The following is a 22,627-nucleotide window of genomic DNA, read 5'->3' as shown; positions in this document are numbered from 1 at the left end:
GATCCGACGCACGGCGATTGCAGCAACGCGCGGACGATGCGATAGGCGGCGCGGTATGGCGGCGACCGGCCGCAGTTCCAAAAGGGGTTGGTTCGGATCGTGTTGCGTATCGACCTTATGGCGGGTTGCGCCCTGTCGCTCGCCTTGCTCGCATCGGGACTGCTGCCAGCGTCCGCGCGCGCGCAGGATCTCCAGGCACGTCCGGCAGCGCCGCCCCTTCCGGAACCGCCGACATCGTCGACCCCAACGGACCCGGATCAGGTGCAGTTCAGCGCCAGCGGTCTCGAATATGACACCAACGCCGACGTCGTCACGGCAACTGGCGAAGTCCGCATGTTCCGCCAGGGCGATCGGCTGCGCGCCGACAAAGTGGTGTGGAACCGCAAGACGGGCAAGGTTCTTGCGACGGGCAATATCGCGGTCTCCAACCCCCAGGGCGACATTGCCTATGGCGACTCGATCGAGCTGACCGACTCGCTGAAAGACGGCGTCGTCGACAACATGCTCGTCGTGCTCGAACAGGGCGGCAGGCTGGCCGCCAAGCAAGGGACGCGCGAGGCTGATGGCACGGTCGAACTGCGCAGTGCCGCATATACGCCCTGCGCCGTCGTGAACTCGGCCGGGTGCCCCAAGGAGCCGACCTGGAAGATCACTGCAGTCAGCGTCACCTATCGCCCCGACCGCAAGCGGATCTACTATGCCGGCGCGCGGCTGCACCTGTTCGGCCTTCCCAGCCTACCGTTGCCCAAATTCTCCAATCCCGTCGGTGGAGGCAGCGACAGCGGGCTGCTATCCCCCAATGGCGGCTATAGCCGGGTCAACGGTTTCGAAGTCAGCATTCCCTATTATGTGAAGCTCGCGCCTAACCAAGGCCTGGTCGTCACGCCGCACCTCTACACCAGCGTCCTACCGATGCTCCAGGCTGACTATTCCGCGCTCAGCACCAGGGGCGCGTTCAGCCTGCGCGCCTATGCGACCGAAAGCCGCCGAAGCGACGATCTGACCACGGCAAATTCGGCGGACACCAGCATGGCGTTCCGCGGCTACCTCGACGGCATGGCACGCTACCAGCTGACGCCCAACTGGAGTGTCAGCGGCTCGCTCCGCCTAACGACCGACCGGACGTTCCTGCGGCGCTACGACATCTCGCGCGACGACCGGTTGCGCAGCACGGCTAGCCTCGAGCGGATCGACGATAGCAGCTATTTCGCGCTGACCGGCTGGTACGTCCAGACGCTGCGCGTCAATGACAGCCAGGGTCAGCAGCCGATCGCGCTTCCCGAGATCGACTATCGCAAGCGCTTCGACGATGGACTGGTCGGGGGCCGCGTCCAGCTCCAGCTCAACACGCTGGCGCTGACACGCACCGACGGACAGGACACGCAGCGCGCGTTCGCCAGCGCGCAATGGGATCTTCGGCGCCTGACGAACTGGGGTCAGGAGGTCACCTTCACGGCATTCGCCCGCGCCGACGCCTATAACACGAACAACACCGACGCGACCTCGATCGTCAGTTATCGCGGACTCGAAGGATTTCACAAGCGGGCGATCGGCGCAGCGGCCGTGGACGTGAAATGGCCGTTCATCGGCACGTTCCTCGGCGGCACGCAGCGGTTCACGCCGCGTGTCCAGCTGGTCGCCGCACCGAGCATTGCCAACACGCGCATCCCCAACGAGGATTCGCGCGCCGTCGACCTCGACGATACCAACCTGTTCGCACTGAACCGCTTTGCCGGGTATGACCGGTTCGAGGATTCCTCACGCGCCACCTATGGCGGCGAGTGGGCGCTCGACCTTCCAGGGATCGCCTTCACGACGAATATCGGACAGAGCTATCGCCTGGGTACGCGGCCGACGATCCTGCCCGACGGTACGGGGCTCAGCGACCGGTTCTCCGATATTGTCGGTCGCAGTGAGTTACGGTTCCGCGACTTTGTTTCGGTGGTGCACCGCTACCGGCTCGACAAGGACAGCCTGGCGATCCGCCGCAACGAGATCGACGCCACGATCGGATCGCGCGCGACCTATGTGCTCGTCGGCTATCTCAAGCTGAACCGCAACATCGACGCCGCGATCGAGGATTTGCGCGACCGCGAGGAGATCCGCGTCGCCGGCCGTGTCCAGTTTGCCCGGTTCTGGTCGGCCTTCGGATCGGGGGTCGTCGATTTGACGAACAAGTCGGAAGATCCGCTGTCGGTCAGCGACGGTTTCAGCCCGATCCGCCACCGCGTCGGCGTGCAGTATGAAGACGATTGCCTGCGGCTTGGCGCGACGTGGCGGCGGACGTACAACGATACCGGTGATGCGCGGAAGGGGAACAGTTTCCTGCTGACGCTGGCCTTCACCAATCTTGGCCGCTAAGCCCGCATTCAGCTAAGCCAGGGTAGGCCGCGCGGCACGCGCGATGATACGCGATGATGGGATACCGACACCTTGAAGCATGATGTTCGACTGACGGCGCGTGGTGGCCGCGTAATCGGCGCTGTGGTCCTTGCCGCACTGACCGCAAGCGCCATTGCCCAGACCGCGCCAACGCCTGCGCCCGCGCCCGCTGGAGGATCCGGCCAGACCGTGTCCGATCAGAGCGTGCCCGACAATACCGGGCTTAACCTGCCGACGAACCTTCAGATCTTCGGCAAGGTCGATCCGAACGTCCGCAAGCCGACGGCGATCGTCAACGATTCCGTGATCACCGGCACCGACGTCGATCAGCGCGTCGCCTTGATCGCGATGGCCAATGAGGGCGCCAAGCTCTCTCCCGAAGACCGCGATCGGTTGAAGCTCCAGGTCCTGCGGCAGCTGATCGACGAGACGCTGCAGATCCAGGAGGCAAAGACCGCCGACATCACGATCACGCCCGCCGAACTGACGCAGAGCTATGACGCGGTGTCGAAGCGGTTCAACCGGACCCCTGCCACCATGGCGGCCTATCTGCGGCAGACCGGCTCGTCGGATCGCTCGCTCAAGCGTCAGATCGAAGGCGAACTGGCCTGGCAGCGCTATCTGCGGCGCCGTGTCGAGCCCTTCGTCAACGTCGGCGACGAGGAGGTCAAAGGCATCATCGACCGCCTCGAGGCGGCCAAAGGTACGGACGAGTTCAACCTGAAGGAAATCTACCTCGCCGGGAATGCGACGAACGGGCAACAGGTCTATGCCAATGCCCGCCAGCTGATCCAGGAAATCCAGAAGGGCACGCAGCCGTTCGAAACCTATGCGCGGCAATTCTCCGAGGCGTCGACCCGCGCGGTCGGCGGCGACCTTGGCTGGGTTCGCGCATCGACGCTGCCGCCGGAGCTCGCCCAGGCGACGCAGTCGATGCAGGTCGGCCAGGTGGCCGGTCCGATCGAGGTGTCGGGCGGCTATTCCATCCTGTACCTGACCGACAAGCGCCAGGTGCTGACCGCCGACCCACGCGACGCGCGGCTCAGCCTGAAGCAGCTGACGTTGCGCTTCCCGCCCAATACGTCGCAGGCGCAGGCCGCAGCCCGTGCCGAGGCGTTCGCGAGGGCGACGAAGGATCTGCGCGGGTGCGGCACCGTCGAAAAGGTCGCCGCGGGCATCGGCGCCGACGTTGTCGACAATGATACGGTCCGGATCCGCGATCTTCCGCCGCAGCTTCAGGAAGTGATGCTCAAGCTACAGGTCGGCGAATCGAGCCCGCCATTCGGGTCCGCCGAACAGGGCGTCCGCGCCCTCGTCCTGTGCGGACGCGACGATCCGCAGTCAGGCAATCTGCCAAGTTCGGAACAGATCCAGGGACAGCTCGAGCAGCAGCGCGTCAATCTGCGCGCCCAGCAGAAGCTGCGGGATCTGCGTCGTGACGCCGTCGTCGAATATCGCTGATTCTGACATGCCGCAGTCGCGCCCCCTCGCCGTCTCGATGGGCGACCCTGCGGGGATCGGACCTGAAATCATCGCCAAGGCTTGGTCCGCGCGTGTTGCGCACGATCTGCCCCCGTTCGTTGCGATCGGCGACATCCGGGCGGTCGAGTGGGTCTGGTCCGGGCCCGTGGTCCGGATCGCGGATCCTACCGAAACGGCCACGGTATTCGCCGGTGCGCTCCCGGTGCTGAGCGTCGAAGACGCGGGCGAGATCGTGCCCGGGAATCCGGATGTCGAGGGCGCCCGTTGCGCCTTGCACGCGCTCGAGCTTGCGGTGGGACTGGTCAAGACCGGAGCAGCACGCGCACTGGTCACGGGGCCGGTATCGAAGGCAAAGCTTTACGCGATTGGCTTCACCCATCCCGGGCAGACGGAGTTCGTCGCTGAACGGTTCGGCGTCGCGGGCGAGAATGCCGTGATGATGCTTGCCGGCCCGTCGCTCCGTGTCGTGCCGATCACGACGCATGTGCCGCTCGGCGACGTCGCCTCCCTGCTGTCGGTCGATCTGATCGTCGCAAAGGGGCGGGCGACGGCGCGCGGGTTGACTCGCAACTTCGGGATTGCGGCCCCGAGGCTCGCCTTTGCCGGGTTCAATCCGCATGCGGGCGAACAGGGCGCGCTCGGCCGTGAGGAGATTGATATCATCGCTCCGGCAATCGATCTGCTGCGCGCGGAGGGCATCGACGCGACCGGGCCTTTTGCGGCAGATACCTTGTTCCACCCGCGCGCGCGGGCGACCTATGACGCGGCACTCTGCTGCTACCACGACCAGGCGCTCGTGCCGCTCAAGACCATCCATTTCGACGAAGGCGTCAATATCACGCTCGGGCTGCCTATCGTGCGCACCTCGCCTGACCACGGCACAGCATTCTCGATCGCCGGTAAGGACCTTGCCGAACCGGGTGCCATGATCGCGGCGATCGCGATGGCCGGCCAGGCGTCCGATCGGCGTGCCGCGCAAAGCACCGAAAGTCGATGATCGCCCCGGCAACGGTTCTCCCCCCGCTGCGCGAGGTGATCGCGCGGCACGGCCTCAATGCCAGCAAAGCGCTGGGCCAAAATTTCCTGTTCGACGGGCAATTACTGGCGCGCATCGCCGCTGTGCCGGGTGATCTGCACGACGCTGAAGTCCTCGAGGTCGGCCCAGGTCCCGGTGGACTGACCCGCGCTTTGCTTGCGGCGGGTGCGCGCGTGACGGCGATCGAGCGGGATCATCGCTGTATCCCGGCGCTGGCCGAACTGGGCGACGCGTTCCCGGGGCAGTTGACGGTCATCGAGGGCGATGCGCTGGCGATCGACGCGCCGTCGTTGTTCACGACAAGACCTCACATCGTCTCCAACCTGCCCTATAACGTCGGTACCGCCTTGCTGGTCGGCTGGCTGTCGGCGGATTGGGCACCATGGTGGCAATCGCTGACGCTGATGTTCCAGAAAGAGGTCGCCGAACGGATCGTTGCGACCACGAACAGCGATCATTACGGACGCCTTGCGGTGCTCGCGCAATGGCGAAGCGCGTCGAGGATTGCGATGCCGGTCCACCGGTCGGCCTTTACGCCGCCACCCAAAGTCATGTCCGCAGTCGTCCACATCACGCCACAGGTTGCGCCCAAGGGTGTCGACTTCGCCCTGCTCGAACGGCTGACCGGCGCCGCCTTTGGCCAGCGTCGCAAGATGCTCCGCCAGAGCCTGAAGTCGGTGCCTGGTGCTCTCGATGCACTGGAGCGGATCGGGATCGATGGGACGCGACGCGCAGAGACCTTGTCGGTGCTGGATTTCGTGGCACTGGCGCGCGCTGCGAAGACACGGCCGCTCACCGTCAGCGGCTGAGGTCGTTCCGCTCAGTCCTTGGCGGGGGTCGCGGGCTTTACGACCTGCGCAGTCGTGATCGGCGGACCCTTGGCGATGATCGCGGCAAGCTGCACGGCTTCGGGACACTGACCCTTGCAGATGGTGCGGATCTTGGCGAGGTTGTCGCGGGCCCGGACGACCGCGCCCTTCATCACCAGCGCACTGCCTTGCCCCTGCAACGCGGTGACGTCGTTGGGCTCAAGCAGCAGCGCCTCGCGGTAAAGGCGGATCGCCTTGCCCGGCAGTTCGCGCGCCTCTGCGACTCTGCCCAGTTCAACGAACGCCGCGCGATTGCGCGGATCCACCGCGACCGCGGTTTCGAGCATGTCGGTCGCACCGTCGAGATTGCCGGCCGCCTTCAGGCTGCGCCCCTGTGCGAGCAGTTGCAACGACCGCGCATCAATCTGCGTATCGGGCCGTTGGCCGCTCAGTGACGTCGATACGGACACGACCGTCAGCGCGGCGGCAACGGCAACGGTCGAAAAACGCATGATGGTCTCCAGGCGGGGCACAGCGGGTTTGGCTAGCATGGGCTGATAAGGCGCGCGACAAAAAATCCGTCGGTGCCGTCGCGGCCTGGCTCGAGGCGAACCCCGTGGCCGTGGACAGCGCCTGCGGGCAACGACAGCGGCGCGGTCGTCCAGCCGGGATGCGCGCCCAGGAACCACGTAACCTGGTCCGTGCCTTCCGCATCGAGCAGCGAACAGACGATATACACCAACGTACCGCCCGGTTTGACCAGCGTTGCCGCGACCGACAGGACCTGCTGTTGGGTCGACTGCAATCTGGACACGCGGTCGGGCGTCAGGCGCCAGCGCGCCTCGGGATTGCGTCGCCACGTGCCTGTTCCCGAACAAGGCGCATCAACGAGCACGCCGTCCGCACGGCCTGCCCATTCGCTCAACGCCTCGATCTCACGGGTCGGGTTGAGCAACTGCGTCTCGATGATCACGGCCCCCGCACGCGTCGCGCGCGGCGCCAGCCGTGACAGCCGGTTACGATCGGTATCGCAGGCAAGGACGGTACCCGTGTTCGCCATCATCGCGGCGAGCGCGAGCGTCTTGCCGCCAGCGCCTGCGCAGAGGTCGACGATCCTTTGGCCGGGCTTGGCCTGCATCGCGAGCCCGACGATCTGGCTGCCCTCGTCCTGGACTTCCAGCGCTCCCTCGTTGAACAGCGGCAATGCCTCGACGTTCGTGCCGGTCGGCAGCCGGATTCCGTCGGGAGCGTGCGGTGTCGCCTCAGCCTCGGGCAATGCGGCGAGCACGGCGGGACGATCCGCGACGAGCGTGTTGACCCGCAGGTCGAGCGTCGCGCGCCCCGCAAGATCGGTGAGCGCCGCGCCATCGAGCCCCGATGCCCGCAACGCCTTGGTCAGCCATTGCGGGGCGACGCCAGCGCGCGCGCGTGGTTCGTCCTTGCCGATCGGCGCTGGTGCATGGGTCGAGCCGTCGAAGGTCGCGGCCAGCGCGGGGTCGGCATCAGCGACCAGCAGCATCGCGGCACGACCGTCCTCAGGCCGATCCCCTGCCTTGCGGATCGCCGCATAGACGAGCTCACGCACGGCGCGACGGTCCTTCGACCCCGCATAGCGACGCGTGGCGAAGTAGCGGGCGATGAGCGTGTCGGCTGCCGCGCCGCTCTCCCGGGCAGCGGCGATGATCTGGTCAAGCAGTTCGATCGCGGCCTGGGTCCGTGCCGACGGGGTCAAGGCCGGCCTCCCGGGACTGCGCAATATCGGGTAGTGATTTGGTAGGGGATCATCATCATCCCCTGCCCCTACCCCCTCCCGGACGCAGAAGGGAATGATTTCAGGTATCCGCTTGCCGCATTCCCGGCCGGCGGGCCCTACCGATCCCGTGGCGGCATCGGGAGGCGTCGATGCTAGCGCGTCGGGTAGTTCGGGGCCTCGCGCGTGATCGTGACGTCGTGGACATGACTCTCCATCAGGCCGGCACCGGTGATCTGGACGAATTCCGCGCGTGCCTGCAGATCCGGGATCGTTGCCGATCCTGTATAGCCCATCGCCGCCTTGATCCCGCCGACGAGCTGGTGGACGACGTCACGTGCCGGGCCCTTATACGCAACCTGCCCTTCGATGCCCTCGGGAACCAACTTCAGCTGGTCCTTGATATCGCCTTGGAAGTAGCGATCCGCAGACCCGCGACCCATCGCGCCGACCGAACCCATACCACGATAGGATTTATACGCGCGCCCCTGGTAAAGGAAGGTTTCGCCCGGCGCCTCGTCGGTCCCGGCGAGCAGCGACCCGATCATCACGGTCGATGCGCCCGCGGCCAGCGCCTTGGCCATGTCGCCCGACGTGCGGATACCGCCATCCGCGATCACCGGTACGCCGGCCTTGTGACCGGCTTCGGCGCAATCCATCACGGCCGTCAACTGCGGTACGCCCACGCCAGCGACCACCCGCGTGGTGCAGATCGACCCGGGGCCGATGCCGACCTTGATGCCGTCCGCGCCCGCGTCGATCAGCGCGCGGGTCGCGTCGCCCGTCGCGACGTTGCCGGCAACGACCTGGACCGAGTTGGACAGTTTCTTCACCCGCTCGACCGCACGCCCGACGTCGCGGTTATGACCATGCGCCGTGTCTATGACGATCAGGTCGCATCCGGCGTCGACCAGCTGTTCCGTGCGATCGAAGCCCTTGTCGCCGACGGTCGTCGCCGCTGCGACACGCAGGCGGCCCGCTTCGTCCTTGGTCGCATCGGGGAACATGACGGCCTTTTCGATATCCTTAACCGTAATGAGGCCGACGCAACGATACTCGGCATCGACGACCAGCAGCTTTTCGATGCGACGCTGGTGCAGCAGCCGGCGCGCTTCCTCCTTGCCGACCTCGGTCGACACGGTTGCAAGATTCTCGTGCGTCATGAGCTCGCTGACCGGCTGCTGCGGGTTACCGGCGAAGCGAACATCGCGATTGGTTAGGATCCCGACCAGCTTGCCATCCGACTCGACGACCGGAATGCCGCTAATCCGGTGGCCAGCCATCAACGCCTGCGCCTCGCCCAGAGTGGCAGTCGGCTTGATCGTGATCGGGTTGACCACCATCCCCGATTCGAACCGCTTGACCTGACGGACCGCGACAACCTGTTCCTCGATCGTCAGGTTACGGTGCAGCACGCCGATACCGCCGAGCTGGGCCATGACGATCGCCATGTCCGCTTCGGTCACGGTGTCCATCGCGGAGGACAGGATCGGAATGTTGAGGGCTATCCCCCGCGTAACCTGGGTCCGCGTGTCCGCCTGGCTTGGCAGCACGTCCGATTCCCCCGGATACAGAAGGACGTCGTCGAAAGTGAGGCCGAGGCGGATATCCATGAAAGCTGCCGATCCTGGGTGTGGGGTGGCGCGCCATGTAACCAAAGCGGGCGCGTACGGCTAGGCCCCTCTGCGAACGGCGTGCTATAGCCGGGCACTACACGCATGGGGGATATTCCGATGGGGTTGATTGTCGCCGGGCTCGCAGTAGCGCTGGTGCTGTTCTATTTGATGACCAGTATCAAGATCGTACGTCAGGGCTATCAGTACACGATCGAACACTTCGGCAGGTTCACGACGGTCGCGCGGCCCGGTTTCAATTTCTATCCCGCGTTTTTCTACAGGGTCGGGCGGAAGGTGAACATGATGGAACAGGTGATCGATATTCCCGGGCAGGAGATCATCACCAAGGACAATGCGATGATATCAACCGACGGGGTCGTCTTCTTTCAGGTCCTGGATCCGGCCAAGGCCGCCTATGAGGTGTCGGACCTGTATCAGGCGCTGCTACAGCTCACGACGACGAATCTTCGCACCGTCATGGGTTCAATGGATCTCGACGAGACATTGAGCAAGCGCGACGAGATCAATGCGCGATTGCTGAGCGTCGTCGACCACGCAACGACGCCCTGGGGGGTCAAGATCACCCGGGTGGAGATCAAGGACATTCGTCCGCCCGCCGACATCGTCAACGCCATGGGCCGCCAGATGAAGGCCGAGCGCGAGAAGCGCGCAAACATTCTGGACGCGGAAGGGGCACGCGCGTCGGAAATCCTTCGGGCAGAGGGTCAGAAGCAGGCCCGGATCCTGGAGTCGGAGGGCCGCAAGGAATCGGCCTTTCGCGATGCCGAGGCCCGCGAGCGTGCGGCCGTTGCCGAAGCGTCAGCGACCCGGGCGGTGTCGCAAGCGATCGAGGAGGGCGGCGCGCAGGCGATCAACTATTTCATTGCGCAGAAATATGTCGAAGCAATCGGCAAATTCGCCACGTCGCCCAATGCGAAGACAATCCTGTTTCCCGTCGAGGCGACCCAGTTGATGGGAACGCTGGGTGGCATTGGCGAGATTGCGAAGGATGCCCTGCGCGACACAGTGCAGTCGACCACGTCGCCAGCGAAGCCGGCGCCTAGGGGACCATTTGAACTGTCGAATGCCAACGAGGTGCCAAAAAGCTGATGTTTGGGATCGGACCGGCCGTTGCATGGCTGATCACTGCGCTGATCTTAGGAATCGCGGAACTGGCTGTTCCGGGAGTCTTCCTGGTCTTCTTGGCGATCGCCGCGGCTTTCACCGGGGTGATGGCGTTCGCGCTGCCGGACCTGCCGATCTCCGTACAGCTCGGCGCCTTTGCGGTCTGGAGCGTGGTCACGGTCACGATCGGCAAACGATGGTATCGTGACTATCCGGTCGAAGGCGGGGATCCACTGTTGAACGACCGCGCGGCGCGGTTGATCGGCCAGATCGTGATCGTCGAGACCGGGCTCGTCGACGGCCATGGCCGCGTTTTCGTCGGTGACGGCAGTTGGCCCGCACGCGGGCCCGACGCGGCGGTCGGCACGCGGGTCAGGATCGTCGCGGTGATGGACGGCGCGGTGGCTGTGGAACCTCAGTAGACGGGCGTCGCAACGTCTCGGACGGCCCGTTTAATGTCGATGGCGGGACCGAGAAGGGCTCGACGCCCCATCCCGGTCCGGCACCCGCGAACCTACCGGGCCGCTCGGTTTGTCACGCAGCTTCGGTCACCTTCGGCGCCGCCTGCATTACGCTGGCATCGACATGCTCCGAGAACTGCGCGAAATTCTCGACGAACAGATCGACCAGCTTTGCCGCTGTCGCGTCATAGGCATCGGTATCTGCCCATGTCGTCCGCGGATCGAGGATGGCGTCGTCGACGCCCTGTACGCTCACCGGAACCTGAAACCCAAAGTTAGGGTCCGTACGAAATTCGGCAGTCTTCAGACTGCCGTCCAGCGCAGCGTTCAGAAGCGCACGCGTAGCCTTGATCGGCATCCGGCTGCCGACACCATATTTGCCCCCGGTCCAACCCGTATTCACCAGCCAGCAGTCGACCCCGCCGCGGGCGATCCGCGCCTTCAGGAGATTGCCATAGACCGAAGGATGCCGCGGCATGAACGGAGCGCCGAAACACGTCGAGAACGTCGCATCGGGCTCGGTCACGCCGATTTCGGTGCCGGCGACGCGCGCCGTATAGCCCGACAGGAAATGATACATTGCCTGATCCGGGGTCAGTTTAGCTATAGGCGGGAGCACACCATAGGCATCGGCGGTCAACATCACGATGTTCCGCGGAACCGGACCCATATTGTCCGCCGAGCTGTTGGGAATGAAGTCGATCGGATAGGCGCCCCGGCTATTTTCCGCGAGCGTGTGATCGTCAAGATCAAGCAGGCGCGTGGTGGGATCCATCACGACATTCTCGAGAACCGTTCCGAACCGCTTCGTCGTCGCGAAGATCTCGGGCTCGGCATCGGCCGACAAACGGATCATCTTGGCGTAGCAGCCACCTTCGAAGTTGAAGACGGCGGTATCGGACCAGCCATGCTCATCGTCGCCGATCAGCGTTCGGCTGGCATCGGCACTCAAGGTCGTCTTGCCGGTGCCAGAAAGCCCGAAGAACACCGCGGTATCGCCGTTTGCGCCCATGTTTGCCGAACAATGCATCGGCATCACCCCGGCCGGCGGCAGGAGGTAGTTGAGCAGGCCGAAGACCGACTTTTTCATCTCCCCGGCATATTTCGTACCCCCGATAAGGATGAGCCGATCGGTGAAATTGACCGCGATGACGGTTTCGCTGCGGCAACCATGCCGCGCGGGATCGGCCTGGAAGCTGGGCAGATCGATGATCGTATAGTCGGCTTGAAAGCCTTTCAGCGCTGACGCTTCCGGACGGACAAGCATCGTCCGGATGAAGAGATTGTGCCAGGCGAGTTCCGTGACGACGCGAACATTCACCCGGTGATCGGGTTGCGATCCGCCATATAGGTCCTGAACGAACAGCGTATTCTTCTGCGCCAGCGCGGCGTAGAAATCTGCCTTCAGTGCGGCAAAGTGCGCCGGAGCCATCGGCTTGTTGCTCTTGCCCCACCAGACGGTCGCGTCGGTTTCCGCGTCGCGGACGATGAACTTGTCCTGAGCCGAACGTCCGGTATGCGCGCCCGTTTCGACGACCAGGGGCCCGTCGGCGGACAGACGCCCCTCACCCCGGTCGAGCGCGGCTTCGACCAGCTGCGCGGTCACCAGATTCCAGTGCACCTCCGCATGTGTTTCAATTCCCTGCGCATCGAGCCCTGAGGCAGGGGTTCGCAAATCAGACACGGCATCTCTCCATAAGACACTTGCGCATACGTATGTATGTCGTTGAGGCTCGATCTAGGCGGGCCTGTGATCCGGGTCAATTCGACCGGAGGGCGTGCAACTCACGCCGCGTTCTGGTGTACCCCGGTTGAGTACGCTAGCACTTTGCCCTACGCAGCCCGAGATTTATCCCGGCGGGCGCCAAGAAGATGACAGCCAGACCATGACGGCAACGATCGCGCTCGTCGATGACGACCGAAACATCCTGACGTCCGTGTCGATCGCCCTTCAGACCGAAGGGTTTGTCACGCGGGTCTATTCGGATGGCGAGACCGCGCTGAAGGCCTTGACGGACAATCCCCCCGATCTGGCGATCTTCGACATCAAGATGCCCCGTATGGATGGTCTGGAACTGTTGCGGCGGCTGCGCGAAAAGAGCCAGATTCCTGTCATCTTCCTGACCAGCAAGGACGACGAGCTCGACGAGGCGCTTGGTCTTGCGATGGGGGCGGACGACTATATCGCGAAGCCGTTCTCGCAGCGATTGCTGATTGCGCGGGTCCGGGCGATCTTGCGGCGTGCGGAGCTGACCCGGTCGCCAGGCACGGAAACCGAGGCCGAAGCGGCGGGGCCGCTCGACCGCGGGCGCCTCAGCATGGACCCGGCGCGCCACCGGACCCTGTGGGCTGGCGAACCCGTGACGCTGACGGTGACGGAGTTCATGATCCTCGAAACGCTCGCGCAGCGGCCGGGTATCGTCAAGACGCGCAACCAGTTGATGGACGCCGCCTATCAGGACGACATCTATGTCGACGACCGGACGATCGACAGCCACATAAAGCGGCTTCGGCGCAAATTCCGACAGGTCGATCCAGATTTCGACGCGATCGAAACACTGTATGGGGCAGGCTATCGGTTCTCCGAAGATTAGCATGGGACGGAGCGATCCGGGCGACGACGTGGGCGATCGTAACGAGGATGACGGTCGCGACCTGACATTACGCTGGTCGGGTCAGATCTCGCTCACGCGGCGCATCCTCGCCGTCAATATCTTCGCGCTCCTGCTGCTCGCAGGCGGCTTTTTCTACCTCGATTCCTATCGCAGCCGGATTGTCGACAGCCGCGTCGCGCAGGCCGCACGCGAGGCGCGGCTGATCGGCGAGGCAATCGCCGCAGTCGATCCGGCGCTGCGTGAGCCGCTCATCGTTCGGCTGGCGCAGGATACGGGCTCGCAGATCCGGGTCTTCGACCGCGACGGGCAGATCATCAAGGACAGTCGCGCACTGGGGCTGCGCAGTTTCGTGCTGCACGACCCGGACAAGGAAGACTGGGGGCAGGATGCCGCGCGCTTTCTCGACGCGGTCATCGACGTGGTCGTGATGGCGCCCCGCGCACCGCTTTACCGCGAACGCGGCCCGCGCCAACGCTGGCCCGATGTAGAGGACGTGCGGCTGCGGCATGGGATTTCCACGACGGTCTGGCGCGCACCTGACCGCACCCCGGTGATAACGGCAGCAGCCCGCGTGCCAGGCGGCGGCGTGGTAATGACGACGGTGAACGCGCGCGACATCACGCGCACCGTGCGTATCGAACGCTTCCGCCTGAGCATGGTGCTGTTGCTGGTCTCGATCGTCTCCGTGCTGCTCTCGCTCTTCCTTGCACGAACCATCGTCCGCCCCCTCCGCCGTCTGGCACGAGCGGCGGTACGGGTACGGCTCGGACGCGCGCGCGAGGTCGTTGTCCCTCGGCTGCCGTCGCGCCGGGATGAATTGGGGATGCTCGCCCGCGCGCTGTCGGACATGAGCCTGGCGCTCAGGGCTCGCATCGACGCGACCGAAGCCTTCGCTGCCGATGTTACGCATGAAATGAAGAACCCGCTGGCGTCGCTACGGTCTGCGGTGGAAGGGCTGTCGCGCGTGCAGGATCCCGCCCTCAAGGAGCAGCTGATGGCGATCGTTCGAGACGATGTCCATCGGCTCGATCGGCTGATCTCCGACATCTCCGACGCGTCGCGACTCGACGCACAGCTTAGCCGGGCAAAGTTCGAACCAATCGATATGGTCAGGCTGATCAACGGCTTGCTATCCCAGCGCCTCGCACGCGACGTCGAGCGAGATATCCGTTTTCGCTTCGACCGCAGCGACGATGGCCCGTTTGTCGTGCTCGGCGAAGGCGCCCGGCTCGAGCGCGTGATCGAGAACCTAATCGATAACGCGGTATCCTTCTCGCCCGACCGTGCCCTGATCACGCTGTCCGCCATGCGCGGCGCGCAGGAGGTCGTCCTTCGTGTCGAGGATGAGGGCCCGGGCGTCCCTCCAGACGCACGCGATGCGATCTTTCGCCGCTTCCACTCGGTCAGACCTGACGGCGAAGCCTTCGGGCGTCACTCCGGATTGGGGCTCGCCATTGCGCGCACCATCGTCGAGGGGCATCAGGGCACGATCACCGTCGAATCGCGCGAGGATCGGCTGGGCGGCGCCCGGTTCGTGATTCATCTGCCGCTGTATACACGATGAGGGAGCTCTAGTTCTGTCTGTCCTCTCGTCCGATCGCCTGCATGCGACGACCGTCTCGATCGGCGGCCAGGGCGTCCTGCTGGAAGGACCTTCCGGCATCGGCAAGTCCGACCTCGCCCTCCGCCTGATCGACCGCGGCGCGATGCTGGTCAGTGACGACCAGACCATCGTCGTGCGGTCGGGGACCCGGCTGCTGGCGCACGCGCCCGCTTCCATCGCTGGCCAGATCGAGGTTCGGGGTCTGGGCATTATCGCCATGCCCTATGTTGTCGACATACCCATCGCCCTGCTCGTACGGCTAGGAGGGCAGGTTCCGCGGATGCCCGAGCGAGAGGCACGGCGGATCGCCGGCGTCGACATCCCGGTCCTCCTGCTCGAACCACTCCAGGCGTCCGCTCCACTGAAGGTTGAATTGGCTCTGACACACGGAATTCTCGCCGCATGACGCGCCAATCAAAGGCGATCCTGCTGATCACCGGCATGTCGGGCGCGGGCAAATCGACCGTTCTCAAGACGCTTGAGGATCTGGGCTGGGAGATCGTCGACAATCTGCCGCTCCTGCTGCTCGATCGGCTGCTGGATACGCCGCGCGCACAGGGACAAATGGATGATTCCACCCCCCTGGCGATTGGTATTGGCTCGCAAACGCGCGATTTCGATGCGGATCGCATCATCGGGCGCATCCGCGATCTGCGCGATCGGCACGGTCTGGAAATCGGGACGCTGTTCCTCGACTGTTCGGGGGTAGAACTCGAGCGACGCTATTCCGAGACGCGGCGGCGTCATCCGCTAGCCCCCGATCGCCCCGCGGGCGACGGGATCGCGCGCGAGCGTGAAATGCTGCGGCCGCTGCGCGACTGGGCGAACCGGTTGATCGACACGACCACATTGGCGGCCAACGAACTCGCGCAACAGATCCGCCACAGCTTCGCACAGGACGATCAGGGTGCTCCGACGCTGTCGATCCAGTCCTTCGGCTTCGCGCGCGGGCTACCGCGCAACGCTGACCTCGTCTTCGACATGCGGTTTTTGCGAAATCCGCATTGGGATCCGCAGCTGCGTCCTGGGACCGGACTGGATGCCGAGGTTGCGCAATATGTCATGGCCGATCCGGCCTATGAAGCCGCTGTCAGCCGCATCGAGGATCTGCTGCTCCTGTTGCTGCCGCGCTACAAGGCGGAGGGCAAGTCCTATGTCAGCGTTGCGATCGGGTGTACCGGAGGGAGACACCGATCGGTTCATGTTGCCGAACGGATCGCCGGACGGTTGCGCGCAGAGGGTTTTTCGCCCACGGTAAACCATCGCGACCTGGGGGCCGCGCCGCAGGACTCGCTTGAGGGACCACCGGTCGGCTTATGAGTATGAAGCGTCTGATATGATCGGCCTAGTTTTGGTGACCCACGGGCGGCTCGCCGACGAGTTCGTGACCGCAATGGTCCATGTCGTCGGCCCGCAGGAACGTGTCGCGGCAATCGCGATCGGCCCGGATGACGATATGGAGGAACGCCGCGCGGATATCGCGACGGCGATCGCCGAGGTCGATGCGGGGCGCGGTGTGATCGTCCTGACCGACCTGTTCGGCGGTACCCCGTCCAACCTTGCCATCTCGCTGATGGAGCGGGGCCGGGTGGAGGTGATCGCGGGAATGAACCTGCCGATGCTGATCCGTCTGGGGTCGGCGCGCAAGGCGATGACGGTCGTGGCGGCGGTCGCTGCCGCGCGTGAAGCCGGCCGGAAATATATATCCGTCGCATCCGAGGTTCTCGGCGAGGCGGCAGCGTGACTGCGGTTGCGCGCACTGTCCTGATCACCAACCGCCGGGGATTGCATGCCCGGGCGAGCGCGAAGTTCGTTACGCTCGCCTCCTCGCAGCCCTGCGATGTGCTGGTCGAAAAGGACGGCGCGGGCAGCGTGACGGGAACGTCGATCATGGGGCTGATGATGCTCGGGGCCGCGATGGGCGATTCGATCGTCATATCGGCGACGGGCGATGGCGCGGACGAAACCGTTGCCCGGCTGGTCGAACTTGTCGAAGCCAAGTTCGGCGAGGATTGAGCCCCCTTCCCCGCAGCGCTTGCCGCGCGGGGTTGCGACGGGCATGAGCGGCGCGTGTTGACCGACCTCCCCTGTTTCCGCGCGCCGAAGGGCCGATAAATGCCTCGCGAAATTACCGCCTTCTCGAACCCGTTGATCAAATATGTTCGCGATCTTCGCGACAAGCGACATCGCAAGGCTGCAAGGCAGTTTCTTGCCGAGGGATTGCGGATCTTGACCGAGGCTCGCGAGACCGGCCGCCTGCCCCGCACGCTCTTTTATGCCGCCGCAAGCGCCAACCACCCGCTGGTGCACGCGCTGTCGGTGGATGTCGAGGAGGCGGGTGGCGAATCGATCCAGACGACGCCAGACATCCTGTCCAAGCTGTCGGGCAAGGACAATCCGCAGGCGGTGGTCGGCGTGTTCGACGAGTTCGACGCGGCCCTCGAGGATCTGGACCGGACCAGCGCGGGGATCTGGCTGGTGGCCGAGCGACTGCGGGACCCGGGCAATCTGGGCACGATTCTGCGGACCGGCGATGCCGTCGGGGCGGGCGGGCTGATCCTGATTGGTGAGTCGGTCGATCCGTTCTCGGTCGAGGCGGTGCGGGCGAGCATGGGGGCGCTGTTCACCATTCCGGTCGTCAAGACCGAGTGGGCGCCGTTCGAGGCCTGGCTCCGCAGCGGCCCCGGGCAGCTGGTCGGGCTGAGCCTCGACACCGAGACCGATTACCGGGCCGCGACGTACGGCGCCCCGACCTTCCTGCTGACCGGCAACGAGGCGCAGGGCATGCCGGCGGAGATAGCCGAAGGGTGCGACACGCTGGTCAAGATTCCGATGCTGGGCAAGGCCGACAGCCTCAATGCCGCAGTCGCCACCGCGGTCATGGCCTATGAGGTTCTTGCCCAACAGCGTTGAAAACGCGGGTTAAACGTCCGCGGTCTCCGACTTTTCGATCAATGCCGGCCCCTCGCCCAGCGCCAACGCGTCGATCGACGACACGTCCTCGAGATCGCGCGCGCCGGTCTCGATATTGAGGTCGCGGAACTTGCGGCCGGTGACCATCAGGCGGCCGTTGAACGAGTTGGTGAAGCCGTTGAAGTTCTTCACCGCGCTGTTGAGACCGACCCCGACCTTGCGCAGATCGTCCGCAACCTTGGCGAGACGATCGTGCATCTCCTTGCCGAGTTCGCCGATCTTGCGCGCCTCGTTGGCGAGCTTTTCCTGCCGCCAGACCGCGGCAACCGTCCGGGCGATCGCAATCAGGTTGGTAGGAGTGGCGAGCAAGACCCTCTTTTCGAACGCGAAATCCCAGAGCGTCGGATCATGCTCAAGCGCGGCGGAGAGGAAATGCTCGCCGGGGACGAACATGATCACATAATCGGGCGTATCGGCGAACTGGTTCCAATAGGCCTTGTTGCCGAGCCCGTTGACATGCGCGCGCATCGACGCGGCGTGCGCCGCCAGACCGACCAGCCGCTCGGCCTCGTCGACCGCACCGAATGCATCCTGATAGGCGTTGAGCGAGACCTTGGCATCGATGACGAGTGCGCGGCCGCCGGGGACGCGGATGATCGCATCGGGGCGCAGCCGGGCACCGGCGCGCTCATCGGCATCCCCGACCGCGACGCTGACCTCGGTCTGGAAATCGGTATGTTCGCTGAGGCCGCAGGTCTCGAGCACGTTCTTCAACTGCTGCTCGCCCCAGCGGCCGCGCGACTTGGGCGCATTGCGGAGCGAGTTGACGAGCTTGGCGGCTTCGGTCGAGACCTTCTCCTGGCCGAGCCGCATCTGTTCGATCTGCCCTTTGAGATCGCCGAACGCGTCGCGGCGCTCCGCCTCGACCTTGGCGACGCCCTCTTCATAGCGCTGCAGCCGGTCGCTGACGGGCTGGAGCATCGATTTGAGGTTCTGCCCGGCGGATTCCTCCGACTGGCGGAAGCGGGCGTCGGCGCGGTCGAGGAAGGTCTTCTGCGCGTCGCTCAGCAGCTTGTTGGCGACGTCGCCGAACTGCGCGGCCATCACGTCCTTGGCGTCGCGGAGTTCGACCAGCCGGGCCTCGAACGCTTCGCTGCGGGCATGCTCGGTGGCGAGTTCGGTGCGCGCGGCGTCGCGGTCGGCGCGGATCGTCGCGAGATCGGTGCGCAGACGGTCCGCGTCCCCGGCGCGTTCCGCATTCTGCGCGCGCAGCGTGGCGAGATCCTGGAGCGCGGCATTGCGCTCCTGCTCGACCGCATCGCGCGCGGTACGGACGAGATCGAAGTCAGCGGCACGGGTCCTGGCGACCGCAAGATCGCTGGCGAGTGCGCTGGCACGACGCGAGGCCAGCAGCCAGCCGAGCAGCAGCCCGGCGGCGGCGGCGAGCAGCGCGACGATCACGAGTTCGGTCATGCCAGCGTCCCAATGTTGCGAATGTTGAGACGATAAGCGGGTTTTGCGCCGAGATTCGTACAATTTCCGGCCGCGGGACCGGCCATGCAGGGTTTGGGCGCGGGCGACTGGGGGGACACGGTCTGGAAGGTCATCGTTGGAACATAGCACGAACGACGTGGGTAGGACAGAGGGATTTTCCTACCTTCGGGCGTTGGCCTTGGTCGCTACGGGAGCGAACGGGGCTTTGCGGGCGGTAGTGAGGTATCGCCGGGGACGTGCCAACTGGGCCCCGGCCTTCGCCGGGGTGGTGTTTTTGGGGGTGCACCGCCCCTCGCGGCGGAGCTATCGCAGGTGGGCGCCGGTGTTTGCTGGGCAGTGTTCTTGGCGTGTGCCGCCCGCGATTACGGGGGGCTTCCCTGCCTGAGCCCCGGCCTTCGCCGGGGAGTCGGTGGGTTAGCCGGTCGAGGTAACGACCGGCGCCGGGTCAGCCGAGCTTGCGGGCCTTGGCGAGTTTCTTGAGGACCATGTCGCGCTTGAGGCGGCTGATGTGGTCGATGAACAATACGCCGTCGAGATGGTCGATCTCGTGCTGCATGCAGGTCGAGAGCAGGCCGTCGAGCTCTTCCTCATGCGCGGCACCGGTCTCGTCGAGCCACTTCACGCGGCAGCGGGCGGGGCGGACGACCTCGGCATATTGCTCGGGGATCGAAAGGCAGCCCTCGTTATAGGTCGACATCTCTTCGCTGACCGAAAGGATCTCGGCGTTGATATAGGCCTTGGGATTTTTGATCGGCTTGTCCTCTTCGTCCTTCTCTTCCTGAAGGTCGATGACGAGGACGCGCTGCTGCACGCCGACCTGAGTCGCGGCGAGGCCGATGCCGTTGAAGTCGTACATCGTCTCGATCATGTCGGCAACGAGCGTACGGGTGGAATCGTCCACCGACGCCACCGGCTCCGCGACGAGGCGCAGGCGGGGATCGGGGACTTCGAGAACGGTCATGACGGTCATGCTGCGCAGCTAGGTTCCGCGGGTTGAGCCGTCAAGCATTTGGGTTAGGCCGCAACGATCAGGCCATCGGGCGACGCGCGCGCAGCGCCTGAGCGAGCGTGCCCTCGTCGAGATAGTCGAGCTCGCCGCCCACCGGCAGGCCGTGCGCGAGCTGCGTGACGCGGACGGGGAAGCGTTCGATCCGTTCGGCGATGTAATGCGCGGTGGTCTGGCCTTCGAGCGTCGCGTTCATCGCGAGCACGACCTCGTCGATCCCCCCCGCCTCGATCCGGCGGACGAGATTGTCGATGCTGAGATCCTCGGGACGGATGCCTTCGAGTGCGGACAGGCGACCGCCAAGCACGTGGAAGCGACCGGGGAACAGCCGCGAGCGATCGAGCGCCCAGAGATCGGCGACCTCCTCGACGACGCAGAGCGAGCGCTGGTCGCGGCGCGGGTCGGCGCAAATCGCGCACGGGTTGGTGGTGTCGACATTACCGCAGACGCTGCAATTTTCCAGCCGCTCGTCGACCGCGGTCAGCGCCTCGCGCAGCGGCCCCAGCGCGGCGTCGCGCTTCTTGAGCAGATGCAGCACGGCGCGGCGTGCGGACCGGGGGCCGAGGCCGGGGAGCCGGGCCAGCGCCTGCGTCAGCGCCTCGATCTCGGGGGATGCCATCGCAACCAGATAGGGGGTTGCGTCGCTCCCCGCCAGCGTGTTCGAGAGGGGCATGCGGATCATCTTCATGGGAACGCCGGACTTCGCGGTGCCGGTGCTGGAGGCCCTCGTCGCGGCGGGGCACGAATTGGTGGCGGCCTATTGCCAGCCGGCACGACCGGGCGGGCGACGCGGACGCGAGCTGGTGCCGTCGCCGGTCCAGGTCCGGGCGGAGGCGCTGGGCATCGAGGTTCGGACGCCGGTGTCGTTCAAGGCGTCGCTGCCCGAGGGGCTTGAGGCGCGGGAAGCGTTTGCCGCGCTGGAGGCGGATGTCGCGGTCGTGGCCGCCTATGGCCTGATCCTGCCGCGCGCGGTGCTCGATGCGCCGCGGCTCGGGTGCCTCAACGTCCATGGCTCGCTGTTGCCGCGGTGGCGCGGGGCGGCGCCGGTGCAGCGCGCGATCCTCGCGGGCGATGCCGAGACGGGCGTCGGGATCATGCAGATGGAGGCCGCGCTCGATACCGGGCCGGTCAGGCTCGAGGGGCGGACGCCGGTCGCGGGGAAGACCGCGGGCGATCTGACCACCGAGCTGTCGGTGATGGGCGCGCGGTTGATGGTCGAGGTGCTGGGCGATCTCGACGCCTACCCTGCCCGGCCGCAGCCCGAAGAGGGCGTCACCTATGCGGCCAAGATCGACAAGGCGGAGGCGCGGATCGATTTCGAGCGGTCGGCGGTCGAGGTCGAGCGGCTGGTGCGCGCGATGAACCCGGCGCCGGGCGCGTGGTTCGAGGTCGCCGGCGAGCGGGTGAAGGTGCTCGCGGCGGACGTGTTGCCGTTCAGCTTCCTGGGGTGCGAGGGGCTGACCGTGAACGCCGAGCTGACGATCGGGTGCGGCGACGGCGCGATCCGGCCGACGTTGGTACAGCGGGCCGGGCGCGGCGTGACATCGGCCGAGGAGCTGCTGCGCGGGTTTGCGATCCTCTCGGGGACCCAGCTTTGACGCGGTTCGCGCTGACGGTGGAGTTTGACGGCCGGCCGTTCATGGGCTGGCAGCGACAGAAGCATGGGCCGAGCGTGCAGGCCGCGCTCGAGGCGGCGGTGCTAAAGATGACCGGCGAGACCGTGGCGGTGCAGGCGGCGGGGCGGACCGATGCGGGGGTGCACGGGATCGCAATGCGCGCGCATGTCGATATCGAGAAGCCACTGGCGGCGTTTCGGTTGATGGAGGGGCTGAACGCGCTGGTCAAACCGGCGCCGGTCTCGGTGCTGGCGTGCGAGGTGGTGCCTGACGACTGGCATGCGCGGTTCTCGTGTATCGGGCGGTCGTATGAGTACCGGATCGTCAACCGGCGCGCGCCGCTGAGCTTCGAGGCGGGGCTGGCGTGGCAGGTGCCGCAGCCGCTGGATGCGGAGGCGATGGCGGAGGCGGCGCGTGCGCTGGTCGGGCGGCATGACTTCACGACGTTTCGGTCGGCGCATTGCCAGGCGGACAGTCCGTTGCGGACTTTGGACCGGCTGGATGTGGTACGCGAGGGCGAGCGGCTGTTCGTCTACGCGGCGGCGCGGTCGTTCCTGCATCATCAGGTGCGCTCGATGGTCGGGTGCCTGGCGCTGGTCGGCATGGGGCGCTGGGCGGTCGGCGATGTCGCGGACGCGCTGGCGGCGAAGGATCGGGCGATGCTGGGGCTCAATGCACCGCCCGATGGGTTGTTCTTCGTGACCGCGGTTTATCCCTGA

At 65.6% G+C, this 22,627-nt stretch carries 22 protein-coding genes; 15 read left to right on the top strand and 7 right to left on the bottom strand.

Going from position 1 to position 22,627, the window contains the following annotated elements; genetic code table 11:
- Positions 1 to 117: 117 nt before the first annotated feature.
- The 4 genes from sphst_RS16120 (at position 118) to rsmA (ending at position 5,709) form a co-directional block, all read left to right on the top strand.
- On the top strand, positions 118 to 2,361 hold the full coding sequence (locus sphst_RS16120; RefSeq protein ID WP_031393394.1) for an LPS-assembly protein LptD: 2,244 nt from the start codon (positions 118 to 120) through the stop codon (positions 2,359 to 2,361).
- A 138-nt stretch (positions 2,362 to 2,499) separates the two neighbouring features.
- Positions 2,500 to 3,843 (top strand): peptidylprolyl isomerase, encoded by a 1,344-nt coding sequence (locus tag sphst_RS16115; RefSeq protein ID WP_414711869.1) that lies wholly within the window; start codon positions 2,500 to 2,502, stop codon positions 3,841 to 3,843.
- Between the two features lie 7 nt (positions 3,844 to 3,850).
- A complete protein-coding gene (gene pdxA, locus sphst_RS16110) occupies positions 3,851 to 4,861 on the top strand; it encodes a 4-hydroxythreonine-4-phosphate dehydrogenase PdxA (RefSeq protein ID WP_031393396.1) in 1,011 nt (336 codons plus the stop codon).
- Positions 4,858 to 5,709, top strand: a complete 852-nt coding sequence (gene rsmA, locus sphst_RS16105; RefSeq protein WP_031393397.1) for a 16S rRNA (adenine(1518)-N(6)/adenine(1519)-N(6))-dimethyltransferase RsmA — start codon at positions 4,858 to 4,860, stop codon at positions 5,707 to 5,709. The genes pdxA and rsmA overlap by 4 nt, the downstream gene beginning before the upstream one ends.
- 11 nt (positions 5,710 to 5,720) lie before the next feature.
- On the opposite strand, the gene sphst_RS16100 is transcribed toward rsmA, so the two are convergent.
- The 3 genes from sphst_RS16100 to guaB form a co-directional block, all read right to left on the bottom strand.
- Positions 5,721 to 6,221 carry a tetratricopeptide repeat protein gene (locus sphst_RS16100; RefSeq protein WP_031393398.1) on the bottom strand — a complete coding sequence of 167 codons (501 nt, stop codon included), beginning with the start codon at positions 6,219 to 6,221 and terminating at the stop codon, positions 5,721 to 5,723.
- A gap of 32 nt (positions 6,222 to 6,253) precedes the next feature.
- Entirely contained in the window at positions 6,254 to 7,441 is a 1,188-nt protein-coding gene (locus tag sphst_RS16095; protein ID WP_031393399.1) for an RsmB/NOP family class I SAM-dependent RNA methyltransferase, read from the bottom strand.
- 173 nt (positions 7,442 to 7,614) lie between these two features.
- Positions 7,615 to 9,072 (bottom strand): IMP dehydrogenase, encoded by a 1,458-nt coding sequence (gene guaB / locus sphst_RS16090; protein WP_031393400.1) that lies wholly within the window; start codon positions 9,070 to 9,072, stop codon positions 7,615 to 7,617.
- Between the two features lie 120 nt (positions 9,073 to 9,192).
- Here guaB and sphst_RS16085 point away from each other — a divergent pair, with 120 nt between their 5' ends.
- Both sphst_RS16085 and sphst_RS16080 read left to right on the top strand, forming a co-directional pair.
- Positions 9,193 to 10,185 (top strand): SPFH domain-containing protein, encoded by a 993-nt coding sequence (locus sphst_RS16085; RefSeq protein WP_031393401.1) that lies wholly within the window; start codon positions 9,193 to 9,195, stop codon positions 10,183 to 10,185.
- A complete protein-coding gene (locus sphst_RS16080) occupies positions 10,185 to 10,622 on the top strand; it encodes an NfeD family protein (protein WP_031393402.1) in 438 nt (145 codons plus the stop codon). The genes sphst_RS16085 and sphst_RS16080 overlap by 1 nt, the downstream gene beginning before the upstream one ends.
- A 112-nt stretch (positions 10,623 to 10,734) precedes the next feature.
- Here the strand turns inward: sphst_RS16080 and sphst_RS16075 are convergent, their stop codons facing one another.
- The gene (locus tag sphst_RS16075; protein ID WP_031393403.1) at positions 10,735 to 12,345 is read right to left on the bottom strand and encodes a phosphoenolpyruvate carboxykinase; all 1,611 of its coding nucleotides are present in this window, start codon (positions 12,343 to 12,345) and stop codon (positions 10,735 to 10,737) included.
- Positions 12,346 to 12,547: 202 nt separating this feature from the next.
- Here sphst_RS16075 and sphst_RS16070 point away from each other — a divergent pair, with 202 nt between their 5' ends.
- From sphst_RS16070 to sphst_RS16040, 7 genes are all read left to right on the top strand, one after another.
- Positions 12,548 to 13,255: a response regulator transcription factor gene (locus sphst_RS16070; RefSeq protein WP_031393404.1), complete on the top strand. Its 708-nt coding sequence runs from the start codon at positions 12,548 to 12,550 to the stop codon at positions 13,253 to 13,255.
- 1 nt (position 13,256) lies between these two features.
- Positions 13,257 to 14,840, top strand: coding sequence for a sensor histidine kinase (locus sphst_RS16065; RefSeq protein ID WP_051916274.1), 1,584 nt, complete (start codon positions 13,257 to 13,259; stop codon positions 14,838 to 14,840).
- A complete protein-coding gene (locus tag sphst_RS16060; protein WP_325049507.1) occupies positions 14,818 to 15,285 on the top strand; it encodes an HPr kinase/phosphorylase in 468 nt (155 codons plus the stop codon). The genes sphst_RS16065 and sphst_RS16060 overlap by 23 nt, the downstream gene beginning before the upstream one ends.
- Complete coding sequence (gene rapZ, locus sphst_RS16055) at positions 15,282 to 16,199, top strand: RNase adapter RapZ (protein WP_031393407.1); 918 nt, start codon at positions 15,282 to 15,284, stop codon at positions 16,197 to 16,199. The genes sphst_RS16060 and rapZ overlap by 4 nt, the downstream gene beginning before the upstream one ends.
- A gap of 16 nt (positions 16,200 to 16,215) precedes the next feature.
- Positions 16,216 to 16,623, top strand: coding sequence for a PTS sugar transporter subunit IIA (locus tag sphst_RS16050; RefSeq protein ID WP_031393408.1), 408 nt, complete (start codon positions 16,216 to 16,218; stop codon positions 16,621 to 16,623).
- On the top strand, positions 16,620 to 16,895 hold the full coding sequence (locus tag sphst_RS16045; RefSeq protein WP_031393409.1) for an HPr family phosphocarrier protein: 276 nt from the start codon (positions 16,620 to 16,622) through the stop codon (positions 16,893 to 16,895). The genes sphst_RS16050 and sphst_RS16045 overlap by 4 nt, the downstream gene beginning before the upstream one ends.
- A 99-nt stretch (positions 16,896 to 16,994) precedes the next feature.
- Positions 16,995 to 17,792 carry a TrmH family RNA methyltransferase gene (locus sphst_RS16040; protein ID WP_031393410.1) on the top strand — a complete coding sequence of 266 codons (798 nt, stop codon included), beginning with the start codon at positions 16,995 to 16,997 and terminating at the stop codon, positions 17,790 to 17,792.
- 9 nt (positions 17,793 to 17,801) lie between these two features.
- Here sphst_RS16040 and rmuC read toward each other — a convergent pair whose 3' ends face one another.
- The 3 genes from rmuC to recR form a co-directional block, all read right to left on the bottom strand.
- On the bottom strand, positions 17,802 to 19,265 hold the full coding sequence (gene rmuC, locus sphst_RS16035) for a DNA recombination protein RmuC (protein ID WP_031393411.1): 1,464 nt from the start codon (positions 19,263 to 19,265) through the stop codon (positions 17,802 to 17,804).
- Between the two features lie 466 nt (positions 19,266 to 19,731).
- Positions 19,732 to 20,256 (bottom strand): peptide deformylase, encoded by a 525-nt coding sequence (gene def, locus sphst_RS16030; protein WP_031393412.1) that lies wholly within the window; start codon positions 20,254 to 20,256, stop codon positions 19,732 to 19,734.
- 58 nt (positions 20,257 to 20,314) lie between these two features.
- Entirely contained in the window at positions 20,315 to 20,911 is a 597-nt protein-coding gene (recR, locus tag sphst_RS16025) for a recombination mediator RecR (protein ID WP_031393413.1), read from the bottom strand.
- A gap of 52 nt (positions 20,912 to 20,963) precedes the next feature.
- Here recR and fmt point away from each other — a divergent pair, with 52 nt between their 5' ends.
- Both fmt and truA read left to right on the top strand, forming a co-directional pair.
- Complete coding sequence (gene fmt / locus sphst_RS16020) at positions 20,964 to 21,890, top strand: methionyl-tRNA formyltransferase (protein WP_107045834.1); 927 nt, start codon at positions 20,964 to 20,966, stop codon at positions 21,888 to 21,890.
- Complete coding sequence (truA, locus tag sphst_RS16015) at positions 21,887 to 22,627, top strand: tRNA pseudouridine(38-40) synthase TruA (protein ID WP_107045833.1); 741 nt, start codon at positions 21,887 to 21,889, stop codon at positions 22,625 to 22,627. Before fmt ends, truA begins: the two co-directional genes overlap by 4 nt.

The sequence above is a fragment of the Sphingomonas sp. STIS6.2 genome, from assembly GCF_000732685.2.
Classification (GTDB): Bacteria; Pseudomonadota; Alphaproteobacteria; order Sphingomonadales; family Sphingomonadaceae; genus Sphingomonas; species Sphingomonas aerolata.
This window is presented reverse-complemented; position numbering and strand designations above follow the sequence as displayed.